This window comes from Streptomyces sp. NPDC006134 (genome assembly GCF_040628835.1).
Lineage (GTDB): Bacteria > Actinomycetota > Actinomycetes > Streptomycetales > Streptomycetaceae > Streptomyces.
Map to the genome: position 1 here is coordinate 1 of NZ_JBEXTV010000041.1, position 20945 is coordinate 20945.

The following is a 20945-nucleotide window of genomic DNA, read 5'->3' on the forward strand; positions in this document are numbered from 1 at the left end:
GCAGCACACCAATCAGGGAAGCTACCTGCACTGGAAGCCCGAGGAAGGAGACGTCAGGCTCACCCTCGACGCCCTCGCCGCCCAGAGCCCCAACGCCACCCCGAACACCGCCGGCCAGGCGCCGACCTTCTTGGCCAGCGGATGCGACCCGGCGAAGGCCGCGACGTACGCCGCGGACAGCGCACCCGCGGCCGGCCCGCCGGCCCGCTGCCGCCACTGCTGCGCGGCGGCGGCCCCGGCGACCGCCAGCACCGCCCCGCCGAGCTGCCGCTTCTTCGTCCAGCGGGCGACGCCGTACCCGCCGACCAGTCCGCTCGCGGCCACGACCGCGCTGGGAACCTTCACCATGCCGACCGACCTCCTCCTCCGTGCTCGCTTCCGGCCCGAGCCGGCTTCGCTTCCGGCACCGAGGCTAATCCCGGAACCGCAGCTCAACCCTTACCTGAGTCGGGGCTTGTCAACTTTCCTCCCCCGAGCTATATAAGAAGAAGCAGTAGGGCATCGCACACGAAGCGCCTGAGGGAAGGAGTGACCTGTGATGCTCATGCGCACGGACCCGTTCCGCGAGTTCGACCGGCTCACGCAGCAGGTCTTCGGGTCCGCCCGCCCGGGTGCCATGCCGATGGACGCCTACCGGTCCGGGGACGACTTCCTCGTCCACTTCGACCTGCCCGGCATCGACCCCGAGACCATCGAGCTGGACGTCGAGCGCAACGTCCTGAACGTCCGCGCCGAGCGCCGTTCTCCCGCCCCCGAGAGCGCCGAGGTACTGGTCGCCGAACGGCCGACCGGCACGTTCACGCGCCAGCTGTTCCTCGGGGAGACCCTCGACACGGACCGGATCGACGCCTCGTACGAAGCCGGCGTCCTGACCCTGCGCATCCCGGTCGCCGAGCAGGCCAAGCCGCGCCGCATCCAGATCACCGGCGGCGACGGCCGCAAGCAGCTCAACAGCTGACAGCACACAGCACCCCACGAGAAGCGTCCCGCGGGCACCGTACGCCGCCTGCGGGACGCGGCCACCTGTCCGCCCACCGCGGCGGAGCGACGGACCGACCGAAGCCGGGCGGGACCTGGCGCCGGCCGGGACCCGGCCCACCGGGCCCTGACCGGCCGGGACCGGCGAGATCACGTATTCGTGACCGATCCGGAACCTGATCCGAGGCCCGGTCCGGCTTCAACCGGGAACCCGACCTGGGACCGACCTGGAGGAGGAGCCCGTAGATGAGCACGACGATGGAGCCGAGCGTGACGGTGTCGCCGGCCATGCCCGCACCCGCGCCGTCCACGGTGTCCACGGTGTCCGCGCCGACGCTTCCGGCGCGGCCCCGCTGGACCGACATGGTCGAGGAGGTCCGGGCGGCCGGACAGTACGCGACCAGGGCGGAGGCGGAACGGGTCACCCGCATCGTCCTCTCGGCCCTCGGCGGGCACGTGATCGGCGACGAACGCGTCGACCTGGCCCAGGCCCTGCCCGAGGAGGCGGCCAGGGTCGTCGCCTCCCAGATCCCGGCGACCCGCCCGCTGACCGCGTCCGAGTTCGTCGACTCGGTCGCGGCCCGCATCGAGGGATCCACCCCGGCCACCGCGCGCTGGGACGTCAGCTCGGTCCTCAGCGTGCTGCCGCCCCTGGTCGGTGACGACCTGATCACCCGCATCCTCGCCCAGCTCCCGCCCGGTTACGCCCTCCTGTTCGGGCGGGCGGACCTGAGCCCGGCGCCGTGACACCCCGCCGGCACGACCGTCCGTAGAGACCCGGCGGCCGGCCACCACCAGCCCCTTCCCTTACGGGCCTTTACGGGGTGGCGGTGGCCGGCCGCCCGCTGCCACCCTGGGACAGCCGCGTACGTCAGCCGTCCTCGTGGAGACCGGACCAATGCCCACCCACCTCACCACCCCGGACGGCACCCGCATCGCCTACCGGGACCACCGCCCCACCGGATACGGGGACCACCGCCCCACCGGGCCCGCCACCCCCGCTTCCGTCCCCGCCCCGCCCCCGATCCTGCTCCTCCACGGCCTGGCGGGACACCAGGGCGAATGGGACGACCTCACCCACCGCCTCCTGGCCGACGGCCACCGCGTGGTGACGTACGACGCCCGCGCCCACGGCGACAGCACCCGCCGCCCCGCCACGACGACCCGCGCCTCCCACGTCCAGGACGCCCTGGCCCTGATCGACCACCTCTCCCTCACCCCGGCGACCCTGATCGGCCAGTCCCTGGGCGGCCACACGGCCCTGCTGCTGGCCGCCGCGCACCCCGCCCGGGTGGCGTCCCTCGTCCTCGTGGAGGCCGGGCCGGGCGGCCCGAACCCGGACCTGCCCACCCGGATCGCCTCCTGGCTGGACAGCTGGCCGACCCCGTTCGAAACCCTCGACGCGGCCAGGGAGTTCCTCGGCCACGAGGCATGGGCGAGGGGCCTGGAGCGGCGAGCGGACGGCTGGCACCCCCGCTTCGACCACGACAGGATCGTCGCCTGCGTGGCGGAGCTGGCGACGACGTCGTACTGGTCCCACTGGTCCCGCATCCCCCACCCCACCCTCCTCGTCCGCGGCGACAAGGGAACCCTGGGCGACGACGAGACGACCGAGATGCTGACCCGCCGCCCCCGGACCCGCCACACCCTGATCCCGGACGCGGGCCACGACGTCCACCTGGACCAGCCGGCCCGCCTCCACGAGGCCGTCACCGCCTTCCTGCGCACCCGGAAAGACCTTGACCTGAACCAAAATTGAGTTTCTACGTCGGCTCTCGTCCCACCGGGCCACCGGTGACCCACGGAACGGAGACGGCACATGAGCCACCCACCCCTCAGGGACTACCCGCGGGAAGAACCGGCCGCCCAGCCCATCAGCGCGTGGAGCGGTGAGATCCACCGCCGGGCAGTCGGAGCCCTCCGCGCCCGACTGGCCGCCGAGAACCCCACCCAGCCCCACTGGTGGACCCTCAACCACGTCGCCGGCGCCCCCGGCACCTGGACCCGCGCCACCCTCACCGCGCGCCTGACCCCGTACGAGGACCTGGGCATCGACTTCGACACGGTCTACGGTCTACGACGACCTGATGGCCCGCGGCTGGCTGACCGAAGCCCCGGGAAACCCTGACGCCCCGGAAAACCCTGACGCCCCGGAAAACCCTGACGCCCCGCAGGACCCGGAGGGCCCGCGGCTCCCGGGCGCCATGACCCTCACCGAGGCGGGCGAGGCGGCCCGTATCCGCGCCCGGGACCGCAACGCGCGGGTGCACCGGCAGATGCACGAGGGCATCGCCCCGTCCGCCTACGCCACGACGATCGACGTCCTCCGCCGCACGGTCGCCAATCTCGGCGGCAACGGCAATCTCGCGGACTGAACGCGGGCCTCGTCCGACCACCGCCGCCGAACTGACGATGCTGGAGGACCTGGGGCACCTGGGTGCTGGAGGAGCGCCCAGGGGGCGACGGGGACATTGGAGCGACTGCTGGAACGTGAACCGTGAGACGTTCATCTGATGCCGAACCATGGGAACGCGGGCATCTGCGGATGCCACAGGCGTTGTTCCCCACCTCGCACATGCAGTGTGAAGCTCTCGGGGCCCGGCCTGTCGGCGTCGTCGAAGGAATCCACGATCTGCTCTACGCGTTCCCACAGTTTCACCGGGCCGCCTTCGCGAACCTGCCAGCATCCGTCGGCAGAGGTGAGGGTGGCGGCGGAGCCTGTGCTGACGTCGATGACATGCACGATCCCGTCGACGGTGAGCATCTGCGCGGCGGGCACAGCGTTTTGGACCAAGAAGCGCAGGTGGGAGGCATCCTCATCCATGGCCGTGAGTCGCTCGGGGCGGTGCCGGGCCGCTCTGGGCTTACCGGAGAGACCCGCGGCCCAGTCGCCGGGGTTGCCGAACGGTGGAGCCGCGTGGGAGGGGGCGGGCAGGAAGGAGACGGTGCCCGGGACCAGCGGGCCTTCGGCCGTACCGTCCTCGGCCACGGTGAGCAGGGCGCGGGCGTGTCCGTGCAGCCAACCGGACAGCGTGAGCAGGATCTTTCCGCCCGGCCGGGTCTGGGCGATCAGTGCGGGCGGCACGGTGCGGAAGGAACAGGTGGTCACGATTCGGTCGAACCAGGCCTCGGGCCAGTAGCCGTACGTCCCATCCGCCGCGGCCAGTGTCGGCGCGTACCCACAGTCGTGGAGCGCGTTCGACGCCGCCGCCAGCCGCCGCGGATCGACGTCGACGCTCGTGACGTGCGAGGAATCCAGGCGCTCACAGGCCAATGCCGTCGAGTAGCCGGTCCCCGTACCGATCTCCAGCACCGTGTGGCCCTCAGTGACTTCGGCGTCCTCCCACATGCGCAGGGCAAACGACGGCGGGGCGGACGATGACGTGGGGGTCCCTCCGCGGCGGACGTGCGGGTCACTCCAGTCGGGCTCCTCGCCGACGAACTGCGTGACCAGTGACATGTCGGAATAGGCGGCGGTCAGCCATCGGTCCCGGTCCAGCTCAGCGGTGATCGGCTCCCAAACCGTCAGCCCTCGGGCGTCGCACCGGTCGGCGGGCAGGTAGAAACCCGGGACGAATCGGTGCCGCGGCACTTCTTCCACCGCCGCCCGCCAGGCCGGATCTTCTAGAACACCGGCTTGGACGAGCCTCTTCACCATGGACTCGCGCAGGCGAGCCGCGTCACTCTCACAGCCGGTGAGCATCGTCAGCCACTTCCTCCCGTGCCGCCACCTGCGAACGCCCCGTCTCGACCAGGTCGACGATCGCTCGCGGCGCGCACAGGTCACCCTCGTAACGAGGCGGGACGACCCAGTACGTGCCTGGCGGTTGCTGCCGGTCAATCCGCGGCACACCCAGGTACGTTCCGTGGCCGAGACAGACCGCGGCGTCGCCGTAGGCCCAGACGAGACCGGCATGCGCCTGGATCAGGGCGTAGTAGGTGCCTCCCGCCACACGGCGGTCATGAATGATCGATCCGCCGAGCCGCTCGCCCAGAGCCGCGGCGACGCGATCCCTGTCCTCGGAATCGACGGCGGCGTGGACGATCCCGCCCGGCAGCCGCACTGCGGCGAACCGCTCGCCGAGCGGCAAGAGCGCGACACCCTGCGTGTCCCACTCCCTCCAGACGTTTTCTGGCGCCGGGTGGGTCCGGGCGAGCCACTCGGCGATCGCCCGGTCCAGGGCCTGTTGCGTATACACGGTCGTTCCCTGCTCCCTGCTGCCTCGTGCGGTCAGGTACGTCGCTCAGAGTCCACCCACCACCCTCCATAAACGAGGACTTTGAGAGGACATCTGAAGGGCTTGAAGAGGTCTCAGAAAGCCGCCTAAGGGTGAAGCGGTGCCTAGTACCGGACCTTTTATGTCATGGTTGAAGCAGTCGAGACCAGGAGGTGCCCCATGCCGAGGCCCGCAGGCAATGTCCGGCTCAAGGCCGCCCGTCTGGCGGCCGGATTCAACTCTCAGCAGGTCTTGGCCGACGCTCTCACGGAGCACGCGAAACGCATGGGTATCCGTGGCCTGTCCATCGGAGTGCGGCAGGTCCGCCGCTGGGAGTCGGACAACCCGCCCTGGCCGCAGCCGGATTGTCAGCGTGTACTGGCCCACCTGCTGGGACAGAGCATGGAGTCGCTGGGGTTCACGCCCCCTTGGGGGCCGGAAAGCCACCACCCCGATCCCGTGCGGCGCACGCTGGTGGCCGGAGGGGTGGCAGCCCTGGGAGTGACGATGAGCCCCGGACGTGCCGTCGCCGCGCCCCAGCCCGCCACGGCCGGCACGGACTTCGAGGCGGTCACCCGGTCGCACCGGCGGCTCTACTGGTCGGTCGCACCAGCCAGGCTGCATCCCGCTGTCATGGCCCACGCATCACTGGGTTGCGCTCTGCTGCCGGAAACGGAGGACTCGACGCGCCGCGTGCTCGCGGCGGCACTGGCGGAGACGTATCTCCTGGCGGGCAGGATCGAGTTCTTCGACCTGCGGGAACCGAGCGCCGCACACGACACTCTGCTCCTGGCCCTACAGGCGGCGGGGGAGGCCGACGACGCGCTCCTCGGTTCGGCGATCCTCGCGCACATGGCCTTCATCCCGGGGTGGGGACAGGACCGCGACGGCGCGCTGGAACGCATGATCGCGGCACGGACTTACGCCCGTCGCGCCCCGGCCTCGGCCGAGTTCCTGGCCTGGCTGGACGCCGTGGAGGCCGAGTGTGAGACCAGGTGCGGCAACACGCGGACCGCCCTGCACCTGATCGGCCATGCGGAGGATGTCCTGAACGACGGCAACGAACACCCGTCGCCCGAGTGGATGGACTGGTTCTCCCCGGCCCGCCTCGCGGCCTTCAAGGGCAATACCCAGTTGCTGGCGGGCCACCTCCCGCAGGCCCGGGAGACACTGCTCGCGGCTTTGGAGGCCATGGCACCCGGCGAGGAGAAGCAGCGCACGGTTGTCTGCGCCGACCTGGCGGCCGTCGAAGCGGCCTCCGGAAATCCGGAAGCGGCCTGCGCGTACGCGGGACAGGCCCTCGATCAACTGGCGGTGACCTGGTACGCGGCCGGCATGGACCGCGTACGCGAGGTCCGCCGTGCCCTCACCCCGCACCAGCACGAACGCTGTGTCCGCGACCTGGACGACCGCCTGTACGACTGGTCCACGACGGTCAGTGCGCTCAGCCGTTGAAGTGGCGAACTTTCTCCGGAAGCTGGTGAAGCCCTTCGACACGGAAGGTGGGCAACTCCCTGGCTTCGGCACTGTTCCACTGGATGGTGGCCCACGGCCCGCGATGTACGAGCGCGGTGTGCATCCCCGCTTCGCGGGCGGGCCGGATGTCGTTGTCGCAGCGGTCACCGACGTACAGGATCTCACCGGCCTCGAACGGCACGGCGTGTGCGACCCGCTTGAAGAACTCGGGGTCGGGCTTGCTCGCCCCCCAGTCGTCGGACGTGCCGATCAGGTCGACGTCCTCGGAGAACAGTTCCCGCAGGATTCGCCCCGCCCGGACGGTCTGGTTTCCGGCGATACCGAGCCAGAGGCCTTCGGCCCGCAGCTCGGCCAGGGCCGGGCGCACGTCCGGGTAGAGGTCCTCCTCCCCGAAGGTCTCCGGCTGCCCGGCGGCGGCCCGCTTCTCGCGCTCCTCATAGAGGTCGAAGCCGGGCCGGAACTCCTGGAACGTCTCCCGGTAGTCCCGGCCCTGGGCGATCACGGCACCGAACATCGCGTGGAACGTGTGGCGTGGTACGCCGAGCCAATCGGCCCAGGTGCCGTACTCACGCGTCTCGTCCACGAGGCACTCGCCTACGTCGAAGACCACTGCGCGAATCATGGGGGCAGGGTATCGGGGTCAGGCCTGGCCAGGTCGGTGCCGGTCGGCAGCCGACCTGAGGGCTGCACCGCAAAAGATCATTTAGGGTACAGCCCTTTGGTTCAGCTCCCGCTCGCGACGGCGGAGTACGTCCACACGTCGGCCGGAAGCTCGTGCTTCAAGCGCCACTTGATGGACATTGGCTTGCTGCCGGTGTGGCTCTCGTAGGTCGCCGGACCGAGGAGCATCCACGGCTGGGACTTTCCTATGTCACTGTTCTTGTAGCGCCGCATGAACAGCAGTACCTGGCTGCCCCTCTGTGCGTGCTGCTGGTATCGCAGGCCGGTAGGTGAATTGGCAGCTGTCGCGTTCTGGGACTCCCAGTGGAAGAGGGTCGGGCTCAACGCGTAGTCCTTGTAGCGGACGGTGGGTGAGAAGTCCTTCTCGTTTTTCTCCAGCGTGATCAGCAGGGCATCCGTCTGAAGCTCCTCGACCCACTGCACACCTTGCGCGAAGGACCGGGGCATCTGGCCGCCGAAGCGGGCCACGCCGAGGGCGGCCAGGATCTCGGAGCGGTTGTACGAGCTGTGGACCTTCAAGGGGACCCGGCTGAGGTGACCGGACAAGGGGATGGGGAAGTGGTCCGCTTGGTCGATGACATGGGAGAGCACCTGCCTGAGCTCGTCACGGAACGCCCACTGTGGGCGCAGCGACTCAAGGCCTTCCTCGTAGCTGGTGAAGCCGCCTGCGTTGTCCCAGATGTTGAAGAAGAGCATGCGGGCGTAAGCCTGCTCGGTGTGGCTCAGCTCGCCGTACGGTGGAGCGTCGTCACTGAGCAGACGTATGTAGGTCTGGGCGCGCTCTGGATCGTCTACGTGGAGGAAAGCGTGCACGCGCTTGAGGAGAGGTGCTTCTTCCGATGGGGCGGCACTCTCGATGAACCCGGCTCGACGCAAAACGGTTGTCCAGGAGTTGTCGCTCTTGTACAACTCCTTGATCTCCCGGCGGCTTTCCCGGAGGTAGTCGGCGAGCCGCGGTGTGCTGTAGTCCTTCACCTCCTTGACCAGCGTATTCACCGTGGCATTTAGCTGAGTGCGGATATTTCCGAGTACGAGCTCCTTCGCCTTGCCTTCAAGGATGATTTGGCAGCCGGAGGGCAATTGGGGGAAGTCATTCTCTATGTGGTTGACGAGCCGGTTCCGCGACAGGTTGGTCAAGGCCCGGAATTGTTCTTCGAAGCGGAACTCCGCACGGTGCTGTCCTATGAAGTCGAGCACGGTGAGCACGGGCTTCGTCTCGGTGCGCCTAAGCCCTCGGCCCAACTGCTGGAGGAAGACAGTGGCACTGCCGGTGGGGCGGAGGAGGAGCAGGGTGTCGACATCGGGGATGTCGAGCCCTTCGTTGAACAGGTCGACGGAGAAGATCACCTGGAGCTTTCCGTCACGCAGGTCGCTCAGCGCCTGGGCGCGTACATCGGCAGGAGAATCGCTGTCCAGCGCTACGGCCTGGAAGTTGGCCCTGCGGAAGAAGTCCGCCATGAAGTGGGCGTGCGCCTTGCTGACGCAGAAGCCCAGCGCGCGCATCGCCCCCGGATGGGACACCTTGTCGCGGATCTGCTTCACCACGATCCGTGCGCGAGCGTCATTGCCCGTGTAGAGCTTGTCGAGATCCTGGTCGGCGTACGCACCCCTCTGCCAGGTCAGGTTCCTCAGATCTGTGCCGTCCGGGACGCCGAAGTAGTGGAAAGGGCACAGAAGATCGTTCTCCAAGGCTTCCCACAGACGCATCTCCGCTGCGATGCGTCCATCGAAGAACTCGTCTTGGACATTCAGCCCGTCCATCCGCTCGGGGGTCGCGGTCAGACCCAGCAATTCCTTCGGTTCGAAGTGCTCGATGACCCGTCGATACGTTGTGGCAGTGGCGTGGTGGAACTCGTCGATGACGATGACGTCGAAGTGGTCGCGCCCCAACTGCTCCAACCGCCGGACGTTCAGGGATTGAACACTGGCGAAGACGTGGTTCCAGTCGCGAGGGTCTTCCCCGCCGTACAAGAGCTCCCCGAACGAGGCATCGTCCAATACCTCGCGGTAGGTGCGCAGAGACTGCCTGAGGATTTCCTTACGGTGCGCCACGAACAGGAGCCGGGGTCGCTCGCTGCCCCACTTCTTGCACAGGTCTCGGTAGTCCAGCGCGGCCATCACCGTCTTACCCGTGCCGGTGGCTGCGACAAGCAGGTTCCGGTGCCGTCCGCGAACTTCCCGCTCGACGCGGAGCCGCTCCAGCATGTCCCGCTGATGTGGGAAGGGGCGCACCTCAAGGCCGGAGAGGTTGATCTTCAGGTCAGTGGTCCGGGTACCGCCACTCGCCTGTGCCAGCGCTTCATCGAGACGCTCACTGTGCCGGTCGGGGTCGTACGTCTCGAAAGCGGTGTTGTTCCAATACGCGTCAAAGGTGGCTTCGAACTTGTCCAGCACCGCGGGTGTGGCGACGGACGACAGACGGACGTTCCACTCCAGACCGTCGAGCAGGGCTGCTCTCGACAGGTTCGAGCTGCCGACGTAGGCGGTGTCGAACCCCGTCTTGCGCCGGAACAGCCATGCCTTGGCGTGCAGGCGGGTGGAGCGGATCTCGTAGTTCACCTTGACGGTGGCACCAAAGTCACGGACCAGACGGTCGAGCGCGTGGCGGTCGGTGGCGCCCATGTAGGTGGTCGTGATGACCCGGATCGGTACGCCGCGCTCCTTGGCGGCGCGGAGGGAATCTTCCAGGACCCGCAGGCCGTACCACTTCACGAATGCGCAGAGCAGATCGACGCGATCCGCGGTCGCGAGTTCCGCACGTAGTTCTGCGCCCAGGTTGAGGTCCTCGGACGAGTTGGTCAGCAGCGACGTTTCGGAGAGCGGAGTGAGCGGACGGATGGCATAAACCCCGGCCGCTTCCTGCTCGGCGAGCGCGAGCAACTGTCGGGGACCCTCGATGACCTTGCTTATCGGATCGGCATTGCTGTGATCGGATGCCTCGGTGGTCAGAGACTCCAGGACCTGATTGGCGAACGGAACTTGCTGGTCGGGCGGGAGCTGTTGGAGCCTGCGAGCGACCACCTCGCCGATGTGACGGGCCAGCACGTGAGGCGATGACTCGGCACTGACCTCCGCGTCGACGGCCTTCCAACCCGCGGCCTCCAACTGCTCCAGCTCGTTGCGCACGTCCTGGGTGATCAGCTTTTCGTACACCCCGGCCACCGGCTGAGCCGGATTCTCCGTCTCCGTCACCACAACCCCCTCATCACGCGTCAAATGTGGGTCTGTTCTAACAGGCACCACTGACAAGCGAGGGGGAGCGTAGGTCTGCGCCCCGACCAACCGGGGCCCGCCAGGCCTAAGAACTCGGTCAGGCCACACCATCGGTGGGGGCGTCGGAGGGCGTGGCGCCGTGACACTCCCCGTACACCCGCCCCGACCCGCACCAGCACCCCGCCCCCCTCTCCGGTGGCCAGGACACGGCCCTTCCCCGGGCCGCCAGGACCGTCGCGTACTGCGGCAGCAGGGTCGTGTCGGTCGGGGAGGTGCCCTCCGAGGCGGCGAACGCCTCGTAGGACGGCACCGTGCCCGTGACGATGCCCAGGTTCGCGGTGCCGGAGGCGGCCAGTTCGCGCAGGGCTGCCTCCAGGGTGGCCAGGTGCTCCTCGTGGGAGGGGTACTCCGCGGCCAGCTCCGGGTAGGCGGCGACCAGCTCGGCCAGTTCGCCGGCCGGCCAGTGGAGCATCGCGACCGGGAAGGGGCGGGAGAGGGCCTCGCGGTAGGCGCCGAGTTCCGCGCGCAGGCGGGAGATCTCCGCCTCCAGCTCCGCCGGGTTGTCCGAGCCGAGGGACCAGACCCGCTTGGGGTCGTGGAGCTCGTCCAGGGAGACCGGCATCGAGTGGAGGGTGTCCGCCAGGGTGTCCCACTGGTCGTGGGACACGCCCAGCATGCGGCGGACGCGGTGGCGGCCGATGAGGAGCGGGCGGGTGGCGTACGGGGGTTCCGGTACGTCGGTGAGGAGGAGGCGGGCGCCCTCCGTGAACGTCTCGTGGGCCGCCTCCAGCTCGTCGTGGGACTCCAGGGCCTCCGCGACGATCACCCAGGGGGCCGGGTCGCGGGGGGCCGCCGTGCGGATGCCCTCGATGATGGCCCGGGCCTCCGCCTCGTGGCCGTACTCCCAGAGGTTCGACGCCTTCAGGGCGCGCACCAGGGCGGGGTTCTCCAGGGCGGCGGGCGTGGACAGCAGGCGGTCGTAGAGCTTGGTCGCGGCGGGGCGGTCGCCGGCCAGTTCCAGGTGGGCGGCGGCCCGCAGGAGCAGGGCCTCGGAGTCCTCCGGGTAGAGGCCGGCGGTCCGCTCCAGGCGTGCCGCCTCGGCGGTGTGGTCGACGTTCTCGGCAGGCGTGTCGGGGCGCATGGGGGACACCGTACTGCCGAGCGGTGACAAAGGTGAGGTACCCGTGGGGGTGGAGCCGTATCCCCGGGGGCGGCGGGTGCCTCCCTGTTTTCGCGGGGCCGTGGTCCTGTTCTCGTGGGGCCGTGGTCCTGTTGTTCTTCGGGGGCCGCGGCCCTGTTCCTGCGGGGCCGCGATCCTGTCCTTGCGGGCCCGTGGTCCTGTTCTCGTGGGTCGTCCGCGGTGTCCCCGCTCACCCCCGTTCCCGCAGCCCCAGCACCGCCGCCGCCCCCGCCGTCCCCAGTGCCGCCGAGACCCACAGGGCGAGGTCCGCGCCCGGTCCCGGGCCGTCCGCCGAGGTCGCCACGGCGATCGTCAGGGCCACCCCGGCGCAGGAGCCGACGTACCGGAAGGTCTGCTGGGCGCCCGAGCCCATCGCGGCCCGTGCCGCCGGGACCGACTCCACCGCGAGCAGGGGCAGGGCGGCGTTGAGCAGGCCGCTGCCGATCCCGGCGACGACCAGGCCGGGCAGGAGGCGCGGCCAGGAGCCGGCGCCGACCGCGCCCAGCATGGCCAGGACACCGGCGGTGTGCAGGGCGAAGCCGAGGGCGAGCTGGTGGCGGGGCGGGACGCGGCCGGCGAGGCGGCGGGCCTGGAGGGCGACGGTGAAGGAGAGGCCGGACCAGATGAGGAACAGCCACGCCGTGTCCATGGGGGACAGGCCCAAGGCCTGCTGGAGCAGCGCCGGCAGGTAGCTGAACAGGCCGATCACGCCCAGGCCCGTGAACAGGCCGCCGGCGGACGAGGCCAGGAAGCGGGGGCGGCGCAGCAGGGCGAGGTCGATCATCGGTGCGTCCGCGCGGCGTTCCAGCAGGGCGAACAGGGCCAGCAGCAGGACGGCCGCCGCCAGCAGTACGCCCACGGGGGCGCGCAGCCAGCCGTCCCGGCCCAGGGTCAGCGCCGCCACCAGCGAGAGCAGCGCCGCTCCGAAGGCCAGCGCACCGGCGAGGTCCGGCCGGCCACCGCGCGGGGAGCGCGATTCCGCCAGTCCCCGCGCCCCGAGCCCGGCCAGCAGCAGGGCGACGGCGCCCAGGACGGCGTACGCCGCCCGCCAGCTCGAAAACGCCCCGGCGAGCAGCGGGCCCACCGCGATGCCGCCGCTGACGAACGCGCCCCACACGCCGGTCGCCCGCAGGCGTCCGCCCGGCGTCGGGAAGGCGTGCACCAGCAGGCCGAGGCTGCTGGCCAGGAGGGCCGCGCTGGCCGCGCCCTGGGCGACACGGGCCGCCGTGAACAGCCACGTCGTCGTCGCGAAGGCGCTCAGGAGGGCGGTGACGCCGAGGGCCAGCGTGCCCGCGGTGAAGATCCGGCGGCGGCCGTGGTCGTCGGCGAGGCTGCCGGCCACCAGCAGGGCGGCGGCCAGACCGAGCGGGGTGCCGTTCAGCAGCCATGCCTGGGCGGACAGCGGGGTGCGCAGGGCGGCGGCGGTGGCGGGGAGCGTGACCATCGGCGCCGTGTAGATCATCAGGGCGGTGGCGGTGGCGGCGCTGGTCAGGGCGAGGGTGCGGCCGGGGTGCGGGGGACGTTCGGCGGACCCGCCCGGTCCGGTCGGTCCGATCGGTCCAACCGGTTTGCCGGTTCCTCCGGTTGCGCGGGCTCCCTCCCGTGGGGCGGGGGCGGTGGGAGGGGCGGCTGCTGCCGCGGTGGGGTCGGTTCCGGTGTCGGGCATCGCTGTGCGTCCTTTCGGAGGCCGCGGTACGGGGCCGGTTACTTGTAGGTTCAGTGAATGAACTGGCGTGCGGCGTCACCTTAGCAGCGACGGTTCGTTGACTGAACCGATTTGCCGGCGAGTGGTTACAGTGGTCCGCATGGCACTGGGCAAGGACTACGCGACGCAGGAGTGCTCGATCGCCCGCGCGCTGGAGGTCGTCGGCGAGCGGTGGACACTGCTGGTGATCCGCGACGCGCTCTACGGCATCCGGCGCTACAACGACTTCCTGGTGCACCTGGGCATCCCGCGCGCCGTCCTGGCCAACCGCCTCCAGGCGCTCACCGCCGAGGGCATCCTGGAACGGCGCCGGTACCAGGAGTCGCCGCCCCGGGACGAGTACGTCGTCACGGACCGGGGCATCACGCTGTGGCCGGTCCTGTGGGCGCTCGGGCTGTGGGGGCGCGAGCACTACGGCACCGCCCCGCTGCGGATCTTCCGGCACGCGGAGTGCGGTACCGAGCTCGGCCCGTACGGCGCATGCGCCACCTGCGGAACCTCCGTGCCCGTCGCGGACGTTGAGATGGTGCCGGGGCCGGGACTCGATCCGGACCCGGCGGATCCGGTCAGCCGCGCGCTGCTCAGGCCGAAGCGGCTGCTGCAACCGCTGGCCGTCGATCCGGACTGATGACTGACGGACCGATGCTGTACAACTGACGTACGTACGACCGCGCGTACGACCGACCGAGACGAGAGGGGAGGGGCCGCCGATGTTCCGCGACTGGGCCGATCCGCGTCCCGTCCTCGCGCTGGTGCTCCTGTTCCTCCAGGCCGCCCTGCTCGACGCCGGTCTGCTGTCCGTCACCGTCGCGCTCGCCGCGACCGCCGCGGCCGGGGCCGCGCTCGCCGCCTGCGCGGTGATCGCCGCCCGCTGCGTTCCCGTCGTGCCGCCCACGCGCGTACGCACCGCGATACGGGACCGCGCCCGCCGTACGGCCTTCCTGCCGCAACGCGACCCCGACGCCCCCGGCCGCCGGCGGCCCCGGGCGCCCGGTCACGCCCTCCCGGCGACCACCGCGTAGGGCGCGCTCCACCCCACTTCTCCGGCGGGTTCCACCGCCCGGCCGCGCCCCACGCGGGTCGTCATGCCGCACACCCACGTCACCGGCACGACGAGACCCCCGGAGGGCTCACCCACCCATGTCCGTGTTCGCCAGCCTGGTCGAGCGCCTCGCCGACCTGCTCCAGCCGCTGTTCGGCGCCACTGCCGCCGCCGCCGCGATCGTCCTCTTCACCGCCCTCGTACGCCTCCTCGTCCTGCCCCTGTCCCGGGCCGCCGCGCGCGGGCAGAAGGCGCGGACCGCGCTCCAGCCGAAGATCGCCGAACTGCGCCGCAAGCATGGGAAGAACCCCGAAAAGCTCCAGCGGGCCATGCTGGAACTGCACCGGAAGGAGAAGGTGTCACCGCTGTCGGGCTGCCTGCCCGCCCTGTTCCAGCTGCCCGCCTTCTTCCTCCTCTACCACCTGTTCTCCAGCACCACGATCGGCGGGCGGGCGAACGAACTGCTCACGCACCGGCTGTTCGCCGCCCCGCTCGGCGGCCGGTGGGCCGACGCCCTGGGCGAGGGCGGGATGTTCGGGGGCGCGGGGCTCGTCTACGCCGGGCTGTTCGTGGTCGTCGCCGCCGTCGCCACCTTCAGCTACCGGCTGACCAAGCGGATGACGGCCGCCCAGCCCCTGGTGCCGGCCGGGGACGGGGAGCAGGTGCCGGGACTGGCCGCGGTCGGCCGGGTCATGCCGTTCCTGTCCTTCTTCACGCTCGTCACCGTCGCCGTGGTGCCGCTGGCCGCCGCGCTGTACATGGTGACCAGTACGACGTGGAGCGCCGTCGAACGGGCCGTGCTGTACCGGTGAGCGGCGGCCTCCGGCCCCACCGGTTACGGTCCAGTACGTGAACGCGGTATTGCGGAGCGCACCCGCACCTTGGAGGATCGACCAAGTCCTCCGATGGCTGCGCCGGCCGCACCCCGTCGCACCTCATCGGTGGGGCTGCCCGCGATCGAGGGAGTTGGACCATGAAGCTGCTGCGAGTCGGTACGGCGGGTGCGGAGCGCCCTGCGCTGCTCGACGCCGATGGAACACTGCGGGACCTGTCGGGCCTCGTGCCGGACGTCGACGGCGCGCTGCTCGCCGACGACGCGGCGCTCCGCCGGATCCGCGCCGCCGCCGACGCCGGTGACCTGCCCGCGCTGGACGCGACGGGGCTGCGGATCGGGCCGCCGCTCGGGCGCATCGGAAAGATCGTGTGCATCGGGCTGAACTACCACGACCACGCCCGCGAGGTCGGCGCCGAGCCGCCCGCCGAGCCCGTCGTCTTCTTCAAGGCGCCGGACACGGTGGTCGGGCCGGACGACACCGTGCTCGTACCGCGCGGATCCGTCAAGACCGACTGGGAGGTGGAGCTGGCGGTCGTGATCGGGCGTACGGCCCGCTACCTGGAGTCGGCCGAGGAGGGGCTCGCGTGCGTGGCCGGGTACGCGGTCGCCCACGACGTGTCCGAGCGCGAGTTCCAGATCGAGCGCGGCGGGACCTGGGACAAGGGCAAGAACTGCGAGACGTTCAACCCGCTCGGGCCGTGGCTGGTCACCGCCGACGAGGTGCCCGACCCGCAGAACCTCACGCTCCGGCTGTGGGTCAACGGCGAGCTGAGGCAGGACGGGACGACCGCCGACCAGATCTTCCCGGTGGGGGAGGTCGTGCGGTACGTCAGCCGGTTCATGACCCTGTACCCCGGTGACGTCATCAACACCGGGACGCCGGCGGGGGTGGCGATGGGGCAGCCCGAGCCGAAGCCGTACCTGCGGGCGGGGGACGTCGTCGAGCTGGAGATCGAAGGGCTGGGGCGGCAGCGGCAGGAGCTCAAGGACGCGTAGGCGCTCCGCTGGGGGGTGGAGCGGGGTGGGCTGAGGTGGGGAGGGGGGCCGGGGAGCTGCGGTGCGTTGTCGGCCGCGGGTTGTGGGTGGCCGGTCGCGCAGTTCCCCGCGCCCCTGGAACGCCGGTCGGCTCACCCCGGCAACCCCGGCAGGGAAGCCGAGGGAGCGCGCTCATCCCTGACAGGGAAGCCGAGAGGGCGCGCTCATTCCTCAGCTCATTCCTCACAGGGAAGCCGAGAGGGCGCGCTCATCCCAGCAGGGCGGCCAGTCTGCGCCAGCCTTCCCGGGGCAGGACGTCCTGCGGGCCCTCCTCCACCACCTGGAGGGCGACGTGGTCGGCGCCCGCCTCGTGGAAGGCGGTGATACGGCGGCGGATGGCGTCCTCGTCGCCCCAGGCGAACACCGCGTCGATCAGGCGGTCGCTGCCGCCGCCCGTCACGTCGGCCTCGGTGAAGCCGATGCGGAGGAAGTTCCGGACGTAGTTCGGGAGTTCCAGGTAGCGGGCGAGGTAGGCGCGGGCGGTCGCGCGGGCGCGGACCGGGTCGGAGTCGAGGACGACCTTGAACTCCGGGGCCAGCAGGGCGTCGACGCCGAGGATCTCCCGGGCCTGCGCGGTGTGCTCGGGTGTGACCAGGTACGGGATCGCGCCCGCCGCCCGGTCCCGGGACAGCCGGAGCATCTTGGCGCCGAGCGCGGCCAGCACCCGGCGGCCGGCGGGCATGCCCGCCTTGTCCAGGGCGTCGACGTACTCGACCATCGTCGAGTACGGGCGCCGGTAGCCCGTCACCCGCGGGCCGTGGCTCACCCCGAGGCCGAGGACGAAGCGGCCCGGGTGGGCCGCCTCCACCTCGGTGAAGTCCGCCGCGGCGGCGTCGGCGCCGTGCTCCCAGATGCTCTGGATGCTGGTGCCCACGACGATCCGCTCGCTCGCCCGGAGCAGCGGGACGGCGTTGCGGGCGGAGCTGTTGCCGCCCAGCCACACGGCGCCGAAACCGAGCCGCTCCAACTCCGCGACCGCCTCGGCGCGTTCGTCCCGCCGCTCGGGGTCCTCCGCGCGCAGTCCGACGCTCCAGATGCCGTACCGGCCGACCTGCTGCTTGAGGTTCCCTGCGTACTCGCTCATCGGTTTCTCGTTCCCTCCAGCCGGGTGCGCGTGCCGTGACGACCGTGGTCATTCCTTGTACATGTACACCGCGTGCCAACCGGAGGGGCGCGACGGTGATTCCCACCGCGGTGAGCGGGTGAGCGGGTGAGCGGGTGAGCGGGGGAGCGGGGGAGCGGGGGAGCAGGTGAGCGGGTGAGCAGGTGAACGGGTGAGTCGACGAGCGGGTGAGCCGGTGTGCCGGTCGGCCTACCGGCCCGGGGACCCCTCCAGGAAACGCTCCAGCGCCTCCACCACCAGCCGGTGGTCCTGCACCTGCGGCAGCCCGGACACCGTGACCGCGCCGACCACACCCACGCCCTCCACGGTGATCGGGAAGGACCCGCCGTGCGCCGCGTAGGTGTCGGGGTCGAGGCGCGAGGACTCCTCGAACGTCGAGCCCTTGGCGCGGAAGCGGGCGCCCACCAGGTAGGAGGGGGCGCCGTAGCGCTCCACCACCCGGCGCTTGCGGGCGATCCAGGCGTCGTTGTCGGGGGTGGAGCCGGGCAGCGCCGCGTGGAAGAGCTGCTGTCCGGCCCGGTGGATGTCGATGGCGACCGGGGCCTGCCGCTCCCGGGCCAGCTCGACCAGGAGCGAGCCCAGCGCCCAGGCGTCGTCGTACGTGAACCGGCGGAAGACCAGACGGCGTTGCTGTGCCTCCAGTTCCTCCACGCTCGGGGGCGAGCCGGGGTCCGGGGTCGGGGTCGGGGTCGGGGTCGGGGTCGGGGTGGTCATCGTGGGGGCCGCCTTCCGGGTCGGGGACTGGCCGGATCGGCCGGATCGGCCGGATCGGTCGGACTGGTCGGATCGGTCGGACTGGCCGGATCGGCCGGACTGGTCGGGAGAGGTCACAGAGCCACCGTCACCCCGTCCCGGGCCGACCGGCGGGCCGCCTCCAGGACGTCCAGCGCGGCGGCGGCCTCGTGGGCGCTCACCGGGTTGGGGCCGCCCTCCAGCAGGGCCTTCGCCACCGCCGCGTAGTAGGCGGGGTAGTCGCCCGGCAGCGACGGCTCCACCCGGCCGCCGCCGGTCAGCGGCGACTCGCCGGAACCGACCCGGCCCCACAGCGACTCGTCCTCCTCGCCCCAGCCGGGGCCGGGCCGCTTGCTCTCGCGCAGCGCCGCCTCCTGCGGGTCCAGGCCGTACTTGACGTAGCCGGCCTGCGAGCCCAGCACCCGGAAGCGGGGGCCGAGCTGGGCGGCGGTCGACGAGACGTACAGGTGCGAGCGCACCCCGTTCGCGTGCGTGAGGGCGATGAACGTGTCGTCGTCGGCCTCCGCGCCCGCGCGGCGCACCACCGACTCGGCGTACACCTGCGTGGCCGGGCCGAACAGCACCAGCGCCTGGTCGACGACATGGCTGCCGAGGTCGTACAGCAGACCCCCGATCTCCGCCGGGTCGCCGGACTCCCGCCAGCCGCCCTTCGGCTTGGGCCGCCACCGCTCGAAACGCGACTCGAACCGCCATACGTCGCCCAGGGCGCCCTCGGCGAGCAGCTTGCGCAGGGTCAGGAAGTCGTTGTCCCAGCGGCGGTTCTGGAAGACCGACAGCAGGACGCCGCGCTCCTCGGCGAGCGCCGCCAGCTCGCGCGCCTCGGCCGCCGTGCCCGCGATCGGCTTGTCCACCACGACCGGCAGACCGGCCTTGAGGGCGGTGGCCGCGAGCGGGACGTGCGTCTTGTTCGGCGAGGCGATGACGACCAGGTCCAGTTCGGCGGCCCGGTCGAACAGCTCGTCGGGGGTGGCGGCGATCCGTACGTCCGGGAACTCGGCGCGGGCCTGCCGCTGCCGCTCGGGGTTCGAGGTGACGACCGTGTCCAGGGTCAGGCCCTCGGTGGCGGCGATCAGCGGGGCGTGGAAGACGGAGCCCGCGAGGCCGTAGCCGACGAGGCCGACGCGGAGCGGGCCGCGCGCGGGAGTGCCGGAGGAGGTGCCGGGGGAAGTACCAGTCATGCCCCCACTTTCGCAACGCTGTTGCCAAAGTGCAAGCGGAGGCGACAATAGGGGGTGTGAACAGCGCGAACGGTGGTGCAGGCGGTACGGGCGGTGTGAGCAGGACGGGCAGTGCGGGCGGCGTGAGCGGTACGGGTGGAGCGGGGGGTGCGGGGGACGCGGTGGGTGCGGTGTCCGGCGTGCGGCGCGGGGCGGCCGGCGTCAATCTGCTCGCGCTGCGCAGCCACAACACCGCCCTCGTGCTCGACCTGCTGCGCACCGCCGGACCGGAGGGCATCAGCCGCCTGGAACTCGCCGAGCGGACCGGGCTCACCCCCCAGGCGGTCAGCAAGATCACCGCACGGCTGCGGCAGGAGGGCCTCGCCGCCGAGGCCGGGCGCCGTGCATCCACGGGCGGCAAGCCGCGTACCGTGCTGCGGCTGGTCCCGGAGGCGGGGCACGCCCTCGGCGTCCATCTGGACCGGGACGAGCTGCGCGCGGTCCTGGTCGACCTCGACGGCGCCGTGGTGGGGGAGCGGCGGGCACCGCTGGACCTCGGGGCCGGGGCGGACGCCGTGGTCGCGGCGGTGGCCCGGGAGGCGGAAGGGCTGGCGGCGGAGGCACTGCGGCCGGGCGCCTCCGGTTCCTCCTTCCCTCCCGACCCTCTCTTCTCTCCCGGCTCCCCTTCCGACTCCTCTTCCCCTCCCGGCTCCCCTTCCTTTCCCTGGCCCTCCTCTCTCCTCGGGCTCGGCGTCGCGCTCCCCGGCCCGCTCGACCACGCGCGCGGGGTACTGCACCGGGTCACCGGATTCCCCGAGTGGGACGGCTTCCCGCTGCGGGACGCGCTGGCGCGGCGGCTCGGGATGCCGGTCGTCGTCGACAAGGACACCAACGCCGCCGCGCTCGGCCTCGCGGTCGGCGGCGAGGGCGGTTCGGGCGGTTCCTTCGCCTACCTGCACCTGGGTACGGGGCTGGGGGCCGGGCTCGTGATCGGCGGGAGCGTGCACCGGGGGGCCCGGACCGGGGCCGGCGAGTTCGGGCACCAGGTCGTGCAGCTGGACGGCCCGCCCTGCACGTGTGGCGGCCGGGGCTGCGTCGAGGCCCTGTGCCTGGGCGCCGTCGCCCGCGGCGACCTCGACGAGGCGGCCCGGGTGCTCGGCGCGGGCGCCGCCAACCTCGCCGGGCTGCTCGACATCGACCTGGTCCTGCTCGGCGGCCGGACCGTCGCCGCCGCGCCCGAGGCGTTCGTCCGCGGGGTCGGCGCCGTCCTCGACGCGCGCGCCCGGCGCGAGGGAGGGCGCGCGGGCGCCGTACCGGTACGGATCGCGCCCGGCGGGGCGCGCGGGGTCGCGGAAGGCGCGGCTCAGCTGCTGCTCGCGCCCTTGTTCGGACGGGGGGACGCCTGACGGCGGGGAGACGCCTGACGACTCCGCCGGTCGGGTGGACGCACGGGATCGTTGGGGGCGGTCGCCCCGAATGGCGGTTCCCGCCGGCCGGGGCCTCCGGGACGCTTATGTGCTCATGCGACTGTGTACGCCCGTGTCCCCCTG

The 20945-nt window shown here is 71.5% G+C and carries 21 protein-coding genes; 11 read left to right on the top strand and 10 right to left on the bottom strand.

Annotation, left to right across the window (positions count from 1 at the left end; translation table 11 throughout):
• Positions 1-21: 21 nt before the first annotated feature.
• A complete protein-coding gene (locus ABZ340_RS24655; protein WP_358783988.1) occupies positions 22-348 on the bottom strand; it encodes a hypothetical protein in 327 nt (108 codons plus the stop codon).
• Positions 349-538: 190 nt separating this feature from the next.
• Between ABZ340_RS24655 and ABZ340_RS24660 the strand changes: the two genes are divergently transcribed.
• From ABZ340_RS24660 to ABZ340_RS24680, 5 genes are all read left to right on the top strand, one after another.
• Positions 539-958 carry an Hsp20/alpha crystallin family protein gene (locus tag ABZ340_RS24660; protein ID WP_358783989.1) on the top strand — a complete coding sequence of 140 codons (420 nt, stop codon included), beginning with the start codon at positions 539-541 and terminating at the stop codon, positions 956-958.
• A gap of 266 nt (positions 959-1224) precedes the next feature.
• A complete protein-coding gene (locus ABZ340_RS24665) occupies positions 1225-1725 on the top strand; it encodes a DUF2267 domain-containing protein (protein ID WP_358783990.1) in 501 nt (166 codons plus the stop codon).
• Positions 1726-1876: 151 nt separating this feature from the next.
• On the top strand, positions 1877-2737 hold the full coding sequence (locus tag ABZ340_RS24670) for an alpha/beta hydrolase (protein ID WP_358783991.1): 861 nt from the start codon (positions 1877-1879) through the stop codon (positions 2735-2737).
• A gap of 60 nt (positions 2738-2797) precedes the next feature.
• Positions 2798-3106: a hypothetical protein gene (locus ABZ340_RS24675; protein ID WP_358783992.1), complete on the top strand. Its 309-nt coding sequence runs from the start codon at positions 2798-2800 to the stop codon at positions 3104-3106.
• A 76-nt stretch (positions 3107-3182) separates the two neighbouring features.
• Entirely contained in the window at positions 3183-3353 is a 171-nt protein-coding gene (locus ABZ340_RS24680; RefSeq protein WP_358783993.1) for a hypothetical protein, read from the top strand.
• Positions 3354-3484: 131 nt separating this feature from the next.
• On the opposite strand, the gene tgmC is transcribed toward ABZ340_RS24680, so the two are convergent.
• Both tgmC and ABZ340_RS24690 read right to left on the bottom strand, forming a co-directional pair.
• Entirely contained in the window at positions 3485-4681 is a 1197-nt protein-coding gene (gene tgmC / locus ABZ340_RS24685; RefSeq protein WP_358783994.1) for an ATP-grasp peptide maturase system methyltransferase, read from the bottom strand.
• On the bottom strand, positions 4665-5177 hold the full coding sequence (locus ABZ340_RS24690; protein WP_358783995.1) for a hypothetical protein: 513 nt from the start codon (positions 5175-5177) through the stop codon (positions 4665-4667). Before ABZ340_RS24690 ends, tgmC begins: the two co-directional genes overlap by 17 nt.
• Before the next feature lie 198 nt (positions 5178-5375).
• On the opposite strand from ABZ340_RS24690, the gene ABZ340_RS24695 reads away from it, so the two are divergent.
• The gene (locus tag ABZ340_RS24695; RefSeq protein WP_358783996.1) at positions 5376-6650 is read left to right on the top strand and encodes a transcriptional regulator; all 1275 of its coding nucleotides are present in this window, start codon (positions 5376-5378) and stop codon (positions 6648-6650) included.
• Here the strand turns inward: ABZ340_RS24695 and ABZ340_RS24700 are convergent.
• From ABZ340_RS24700 to ABZ340_RS24715, 4 genes are all read right to left on the bottom strand, one after another.
• Complete coding sequence (locus ABZ340_RS24700; protein ID WP_358783997.1) at positions 6640-7293, bottom strand: HAD family hydrolase; 654 nt, start codon at positions 7291-7293, stop codon at positions 6640-6642. The two genes, ABZ340_RS24695 and ABZ340_RS24700, sit on opposite strands and share 11 nt — an antisense overlap.
• 101 nt (positions 7294-7394) lie before the next feature.
• Positions 7395-10544, bottom strand: coding sequence for a DUF3427 domain-containing protein (locus ABZ340_RS24705; RefSeq protein WP_358783998.1), 3150 nt, complete (start codon positions 10542-10544; stop codon positions 7395-7397).
• Between the two features lie 118 nt (positions 10545-10662).
• Positions 10663-11706, bottom strand: a complete 1044-nt coding sequence (locus tag ABZ340_RS24710) for an SEC-C domain-containing protein (RefSeq protein WP_358783999.1) — start codon at positions 11704-11706, stop codon at positions 10663-10665.
• Between the two features lie 229 nt (positions 11707-11935).
• Positions 11936-13411, bottom strand: a complete 1476-nt coding sequence (locus ABZ340_RS24715) for an MFS transporter (protein ID WP_358784000.1) — start codon at positions 13409-13411, stop codon at positions 11936-11938.
• Positions 13412-13550: 139 nt separating this feature from the next.
• Between ABZ340_RS24715 and ABZ340_RS24720 the strand changes: the two genes are divergently transcribed.
• The 4 genes from ABZ340_RS24720 to ABZ340_RS24735 all read left to right on the top strand — a co-directional run bounded on the left by ABZ340_RS24720 (position 13551) and on the right by ABZ340_RS24735 (position 16323).
• Complete coding sequence (locus ABZ340_RS24720) at positions 13551-14078, top strand: helix-turn-helix domain-containing protein (protein ID WP_358784001.1); 528 nt, start codon at positions 13551-13553, stop codon at positions 14076-14078.
• Between the two features lie 82 nt (positions 14079-14160).
• Positions 14161-14472, top strand: a complete 312-nt coding sequence (locus ABZ340_RS24725) for a DUF6412 domain-containing protein (RefSeq protein WP_358784002.1) — start codon at positions 14161-14163, stop codon at positions 14470-14472.
• Positions 14473-14590: 118 nt separating this feature from the next.
• A complete protein-coding gene (locus tag ABZ340_RS24730; RefSeq protein WP_358784003.1) occupies positions 14591-15304 on the top strand; it encodes a YidC/Oxa1 family membrane protein insertase in 714 nt (237 codons plus the stop codon).
• A 161-nt stretch (positions 15305-15465) separates the two neighbouring features.
• Positions 15466-16323 carry a fumarylacetoacetate hydrolase family protein gene (locus ABZ340_RS24735; protein ID WP_358784004.1) on the top strand — a complete coding sequence of 286 codons (858 nt, stop codon included), beginning with the start codon at positions 15466-15468 and terminating at the stop codon, positions 16321-16323.
• Positions 16324-16570: 247 nt separating this feature from the next.
• Here ABZ340_RS24735 and ABZ340_RS24740 read toward each other — a convergent pair whose 3' ends face one another.
• The 3 genes from ABZ340_RS24740 to ABZ340_RS24750 form a co-directional block, all read right to left on the bottom strand.
• Positions 16571-17446, bottom strand: a complete 876-nt coding sequence (locus ABZ340_RS24740; protein ID WP_358784005.1) for an LLM class F420-dependent oxidoreductase — start codon at positions 17444-17446, stop codon at positions 16571-16573.
• Between the two features lie 228 nt (positions 17447-17674).
• The gene (locus ABZ340_RS24745; RefSeq protein WP_358784006.1) at positions 17675-18199 is read right to left on the bottom strand and encodes a heme-degrading domain-containing protein; all 525 of its coding nucleotides are present in this window, start codon (positions 18197-18199) and stop codon (positions 17675-17677) included.
• Positions 18200-18312: 113 nt separating this feature from the next.
• Positions 18313-19416, bottom strand: coding sequence for a Gfo/Idh/MocA family oxidoreductase (locus ABZ340_RS24750; RefSeq protein WP_358784007.1), 1104 nt, complete (start codon positions 19414-19416; stop codon positions 18313-18315).
• Between the two features lie 161 nt (positions 19417-19577).
• On the opposite strand from ABZ340_RS24750, the gene ABZ340_RS24755 reads away from it, so the two are divergent.
• Entirely contained in the window at positions 19578-20801 is a 1224-nt protein-coding gene (locus ABZ340_RS24755) for an ROK family transcriptional regulator (RefSeq protein ID WP_358784008.1), read from the top strand.
• Positions 20802-20945: the final 144 nt, after the last annotated feature.

Coding starts and splice junctions, on each gene's coding strand:
- ABZ340_RS24655 (WP_358783988.1), bottom strand. CDS start 348: ATGGTGAAGGTTCCCAGCGCGGTCGTGGCCGCGAGCGGACTGGTCGGC.
- ABZ340_RS24660 (WP_358783989.1), top strand. CDS start 539: ATGCTCATGCGCACGGACCCGTTCCGCGAGTTCGACCGGCTCACGCAG.
- ABZ340_RS24665 (WP_358783990.1), top strand. CDS start 1,225: ATGAGCACGACGATGGAGCCGAGCGTGACGGTGTCGCCGGCCATGCCC.
- ABZ340_RS24670 (WP_358783991.1), top strand. CDS start 1,877: ATGCCCACCCACCTCACCACCCCGGACGGCACCCGCATCGCCTACCGG.
- ABZ340_RS24675 (WP_358783992.1), top strand. CDS start 2,798: ATGAGCCACCCACCCCTCAGGGACTACCCGCGGGAAGAACCGGCCGCC.
- ABZ340_RS24680 (WP_358783993.1), top strand. CDS start 3,183: ATGACCCTCACCGAGGCGGGCGAGGCGGCCCGTATCCGCGCCCGGGAC.
- tgmC (WP_358783994.1), bottom strand. CDS start 4,681: ATGCTCACCGGCTGTGAGAGTGACGCGGCTCGCCTGCGCGAGTCCATG.
- ABZ340_RS24695 (WP_358783996.1), top strand. CDS start 5,376: ATGCCGAGGCCCGCAGGCAATGTCCGGCTCAAGGCCGCCCGTCTGGCG.
- ABZ340_RS24700 (WP_358783997.1), bottom strand. CDS start 7,293: ATGATTCGCGCAGTGGTCTTCGACGTAGGCGAGTGCCTCGTGGACGAG.
- ABZ340_RS24710 (WP_358783999.1), bottom strand. CDS start 11,706: ATGCGCCCCGACACGCCTGCCGAGAACGTCGACCACACCGCCGAGGCG.
- ABZ340_RS24715 (WP_358784000.1), bottom strand. CDS start 13,411: ATGCCCGACACCGGAACCGACCCCACCGCGGCAGCAGCCGCCCCTCCC.
- ABZ340_RS24720 (WP_358784001.1), top strand. CDS start 13,551: ATGGCACTGGGCAAGGACTACGCGACGCAGGAGTGCTCGATCGCCCGC.
- ABZ340_RS24725 (WP_358784002.1), top strand. CDS start 14,161: ATGTTCCGCGACTGGGCCGATCCGCGTCCCGTCCTCGCGCTGGTGCTC.
- ABZ340_RS24730 (WP_358784003.1), top strand. CDS start 14,591: ATGTCCGTGTTCGCCAGCCTGGTCGAGCGCCTCGCCGACCTGCTCCAG.
- ABZ340_RS24735 (WP_358784004.1), top strand. CDS start 15,466: ATGAAGCTGCTGCGAGTCGGTACGGCGGGTGCGGAGCGCCCTGCGCTG.
- ABZ340_RS24740 (WP_358784005.1), bottom strand. CDS start 17,446: ATGAGCGAGTACGCAGGGAACCTCAAGCAGCAGGTCGGCCGGTACGGC.
- ABZ340_RS24745 (WP_358784006.1), bottom strand. CDS start 18,199: ATGACCACCCCGACCCCGACCCCGACCCCGACCCCGACCCCGGACCCC.
- ABZ340_RS24750 (WP_358784007.1), bottom strand. CDS start 19,416: ATGACTGGTACTTCCCCCGGCACCTCCTCCGGCACTCCCGCGCGCGGC.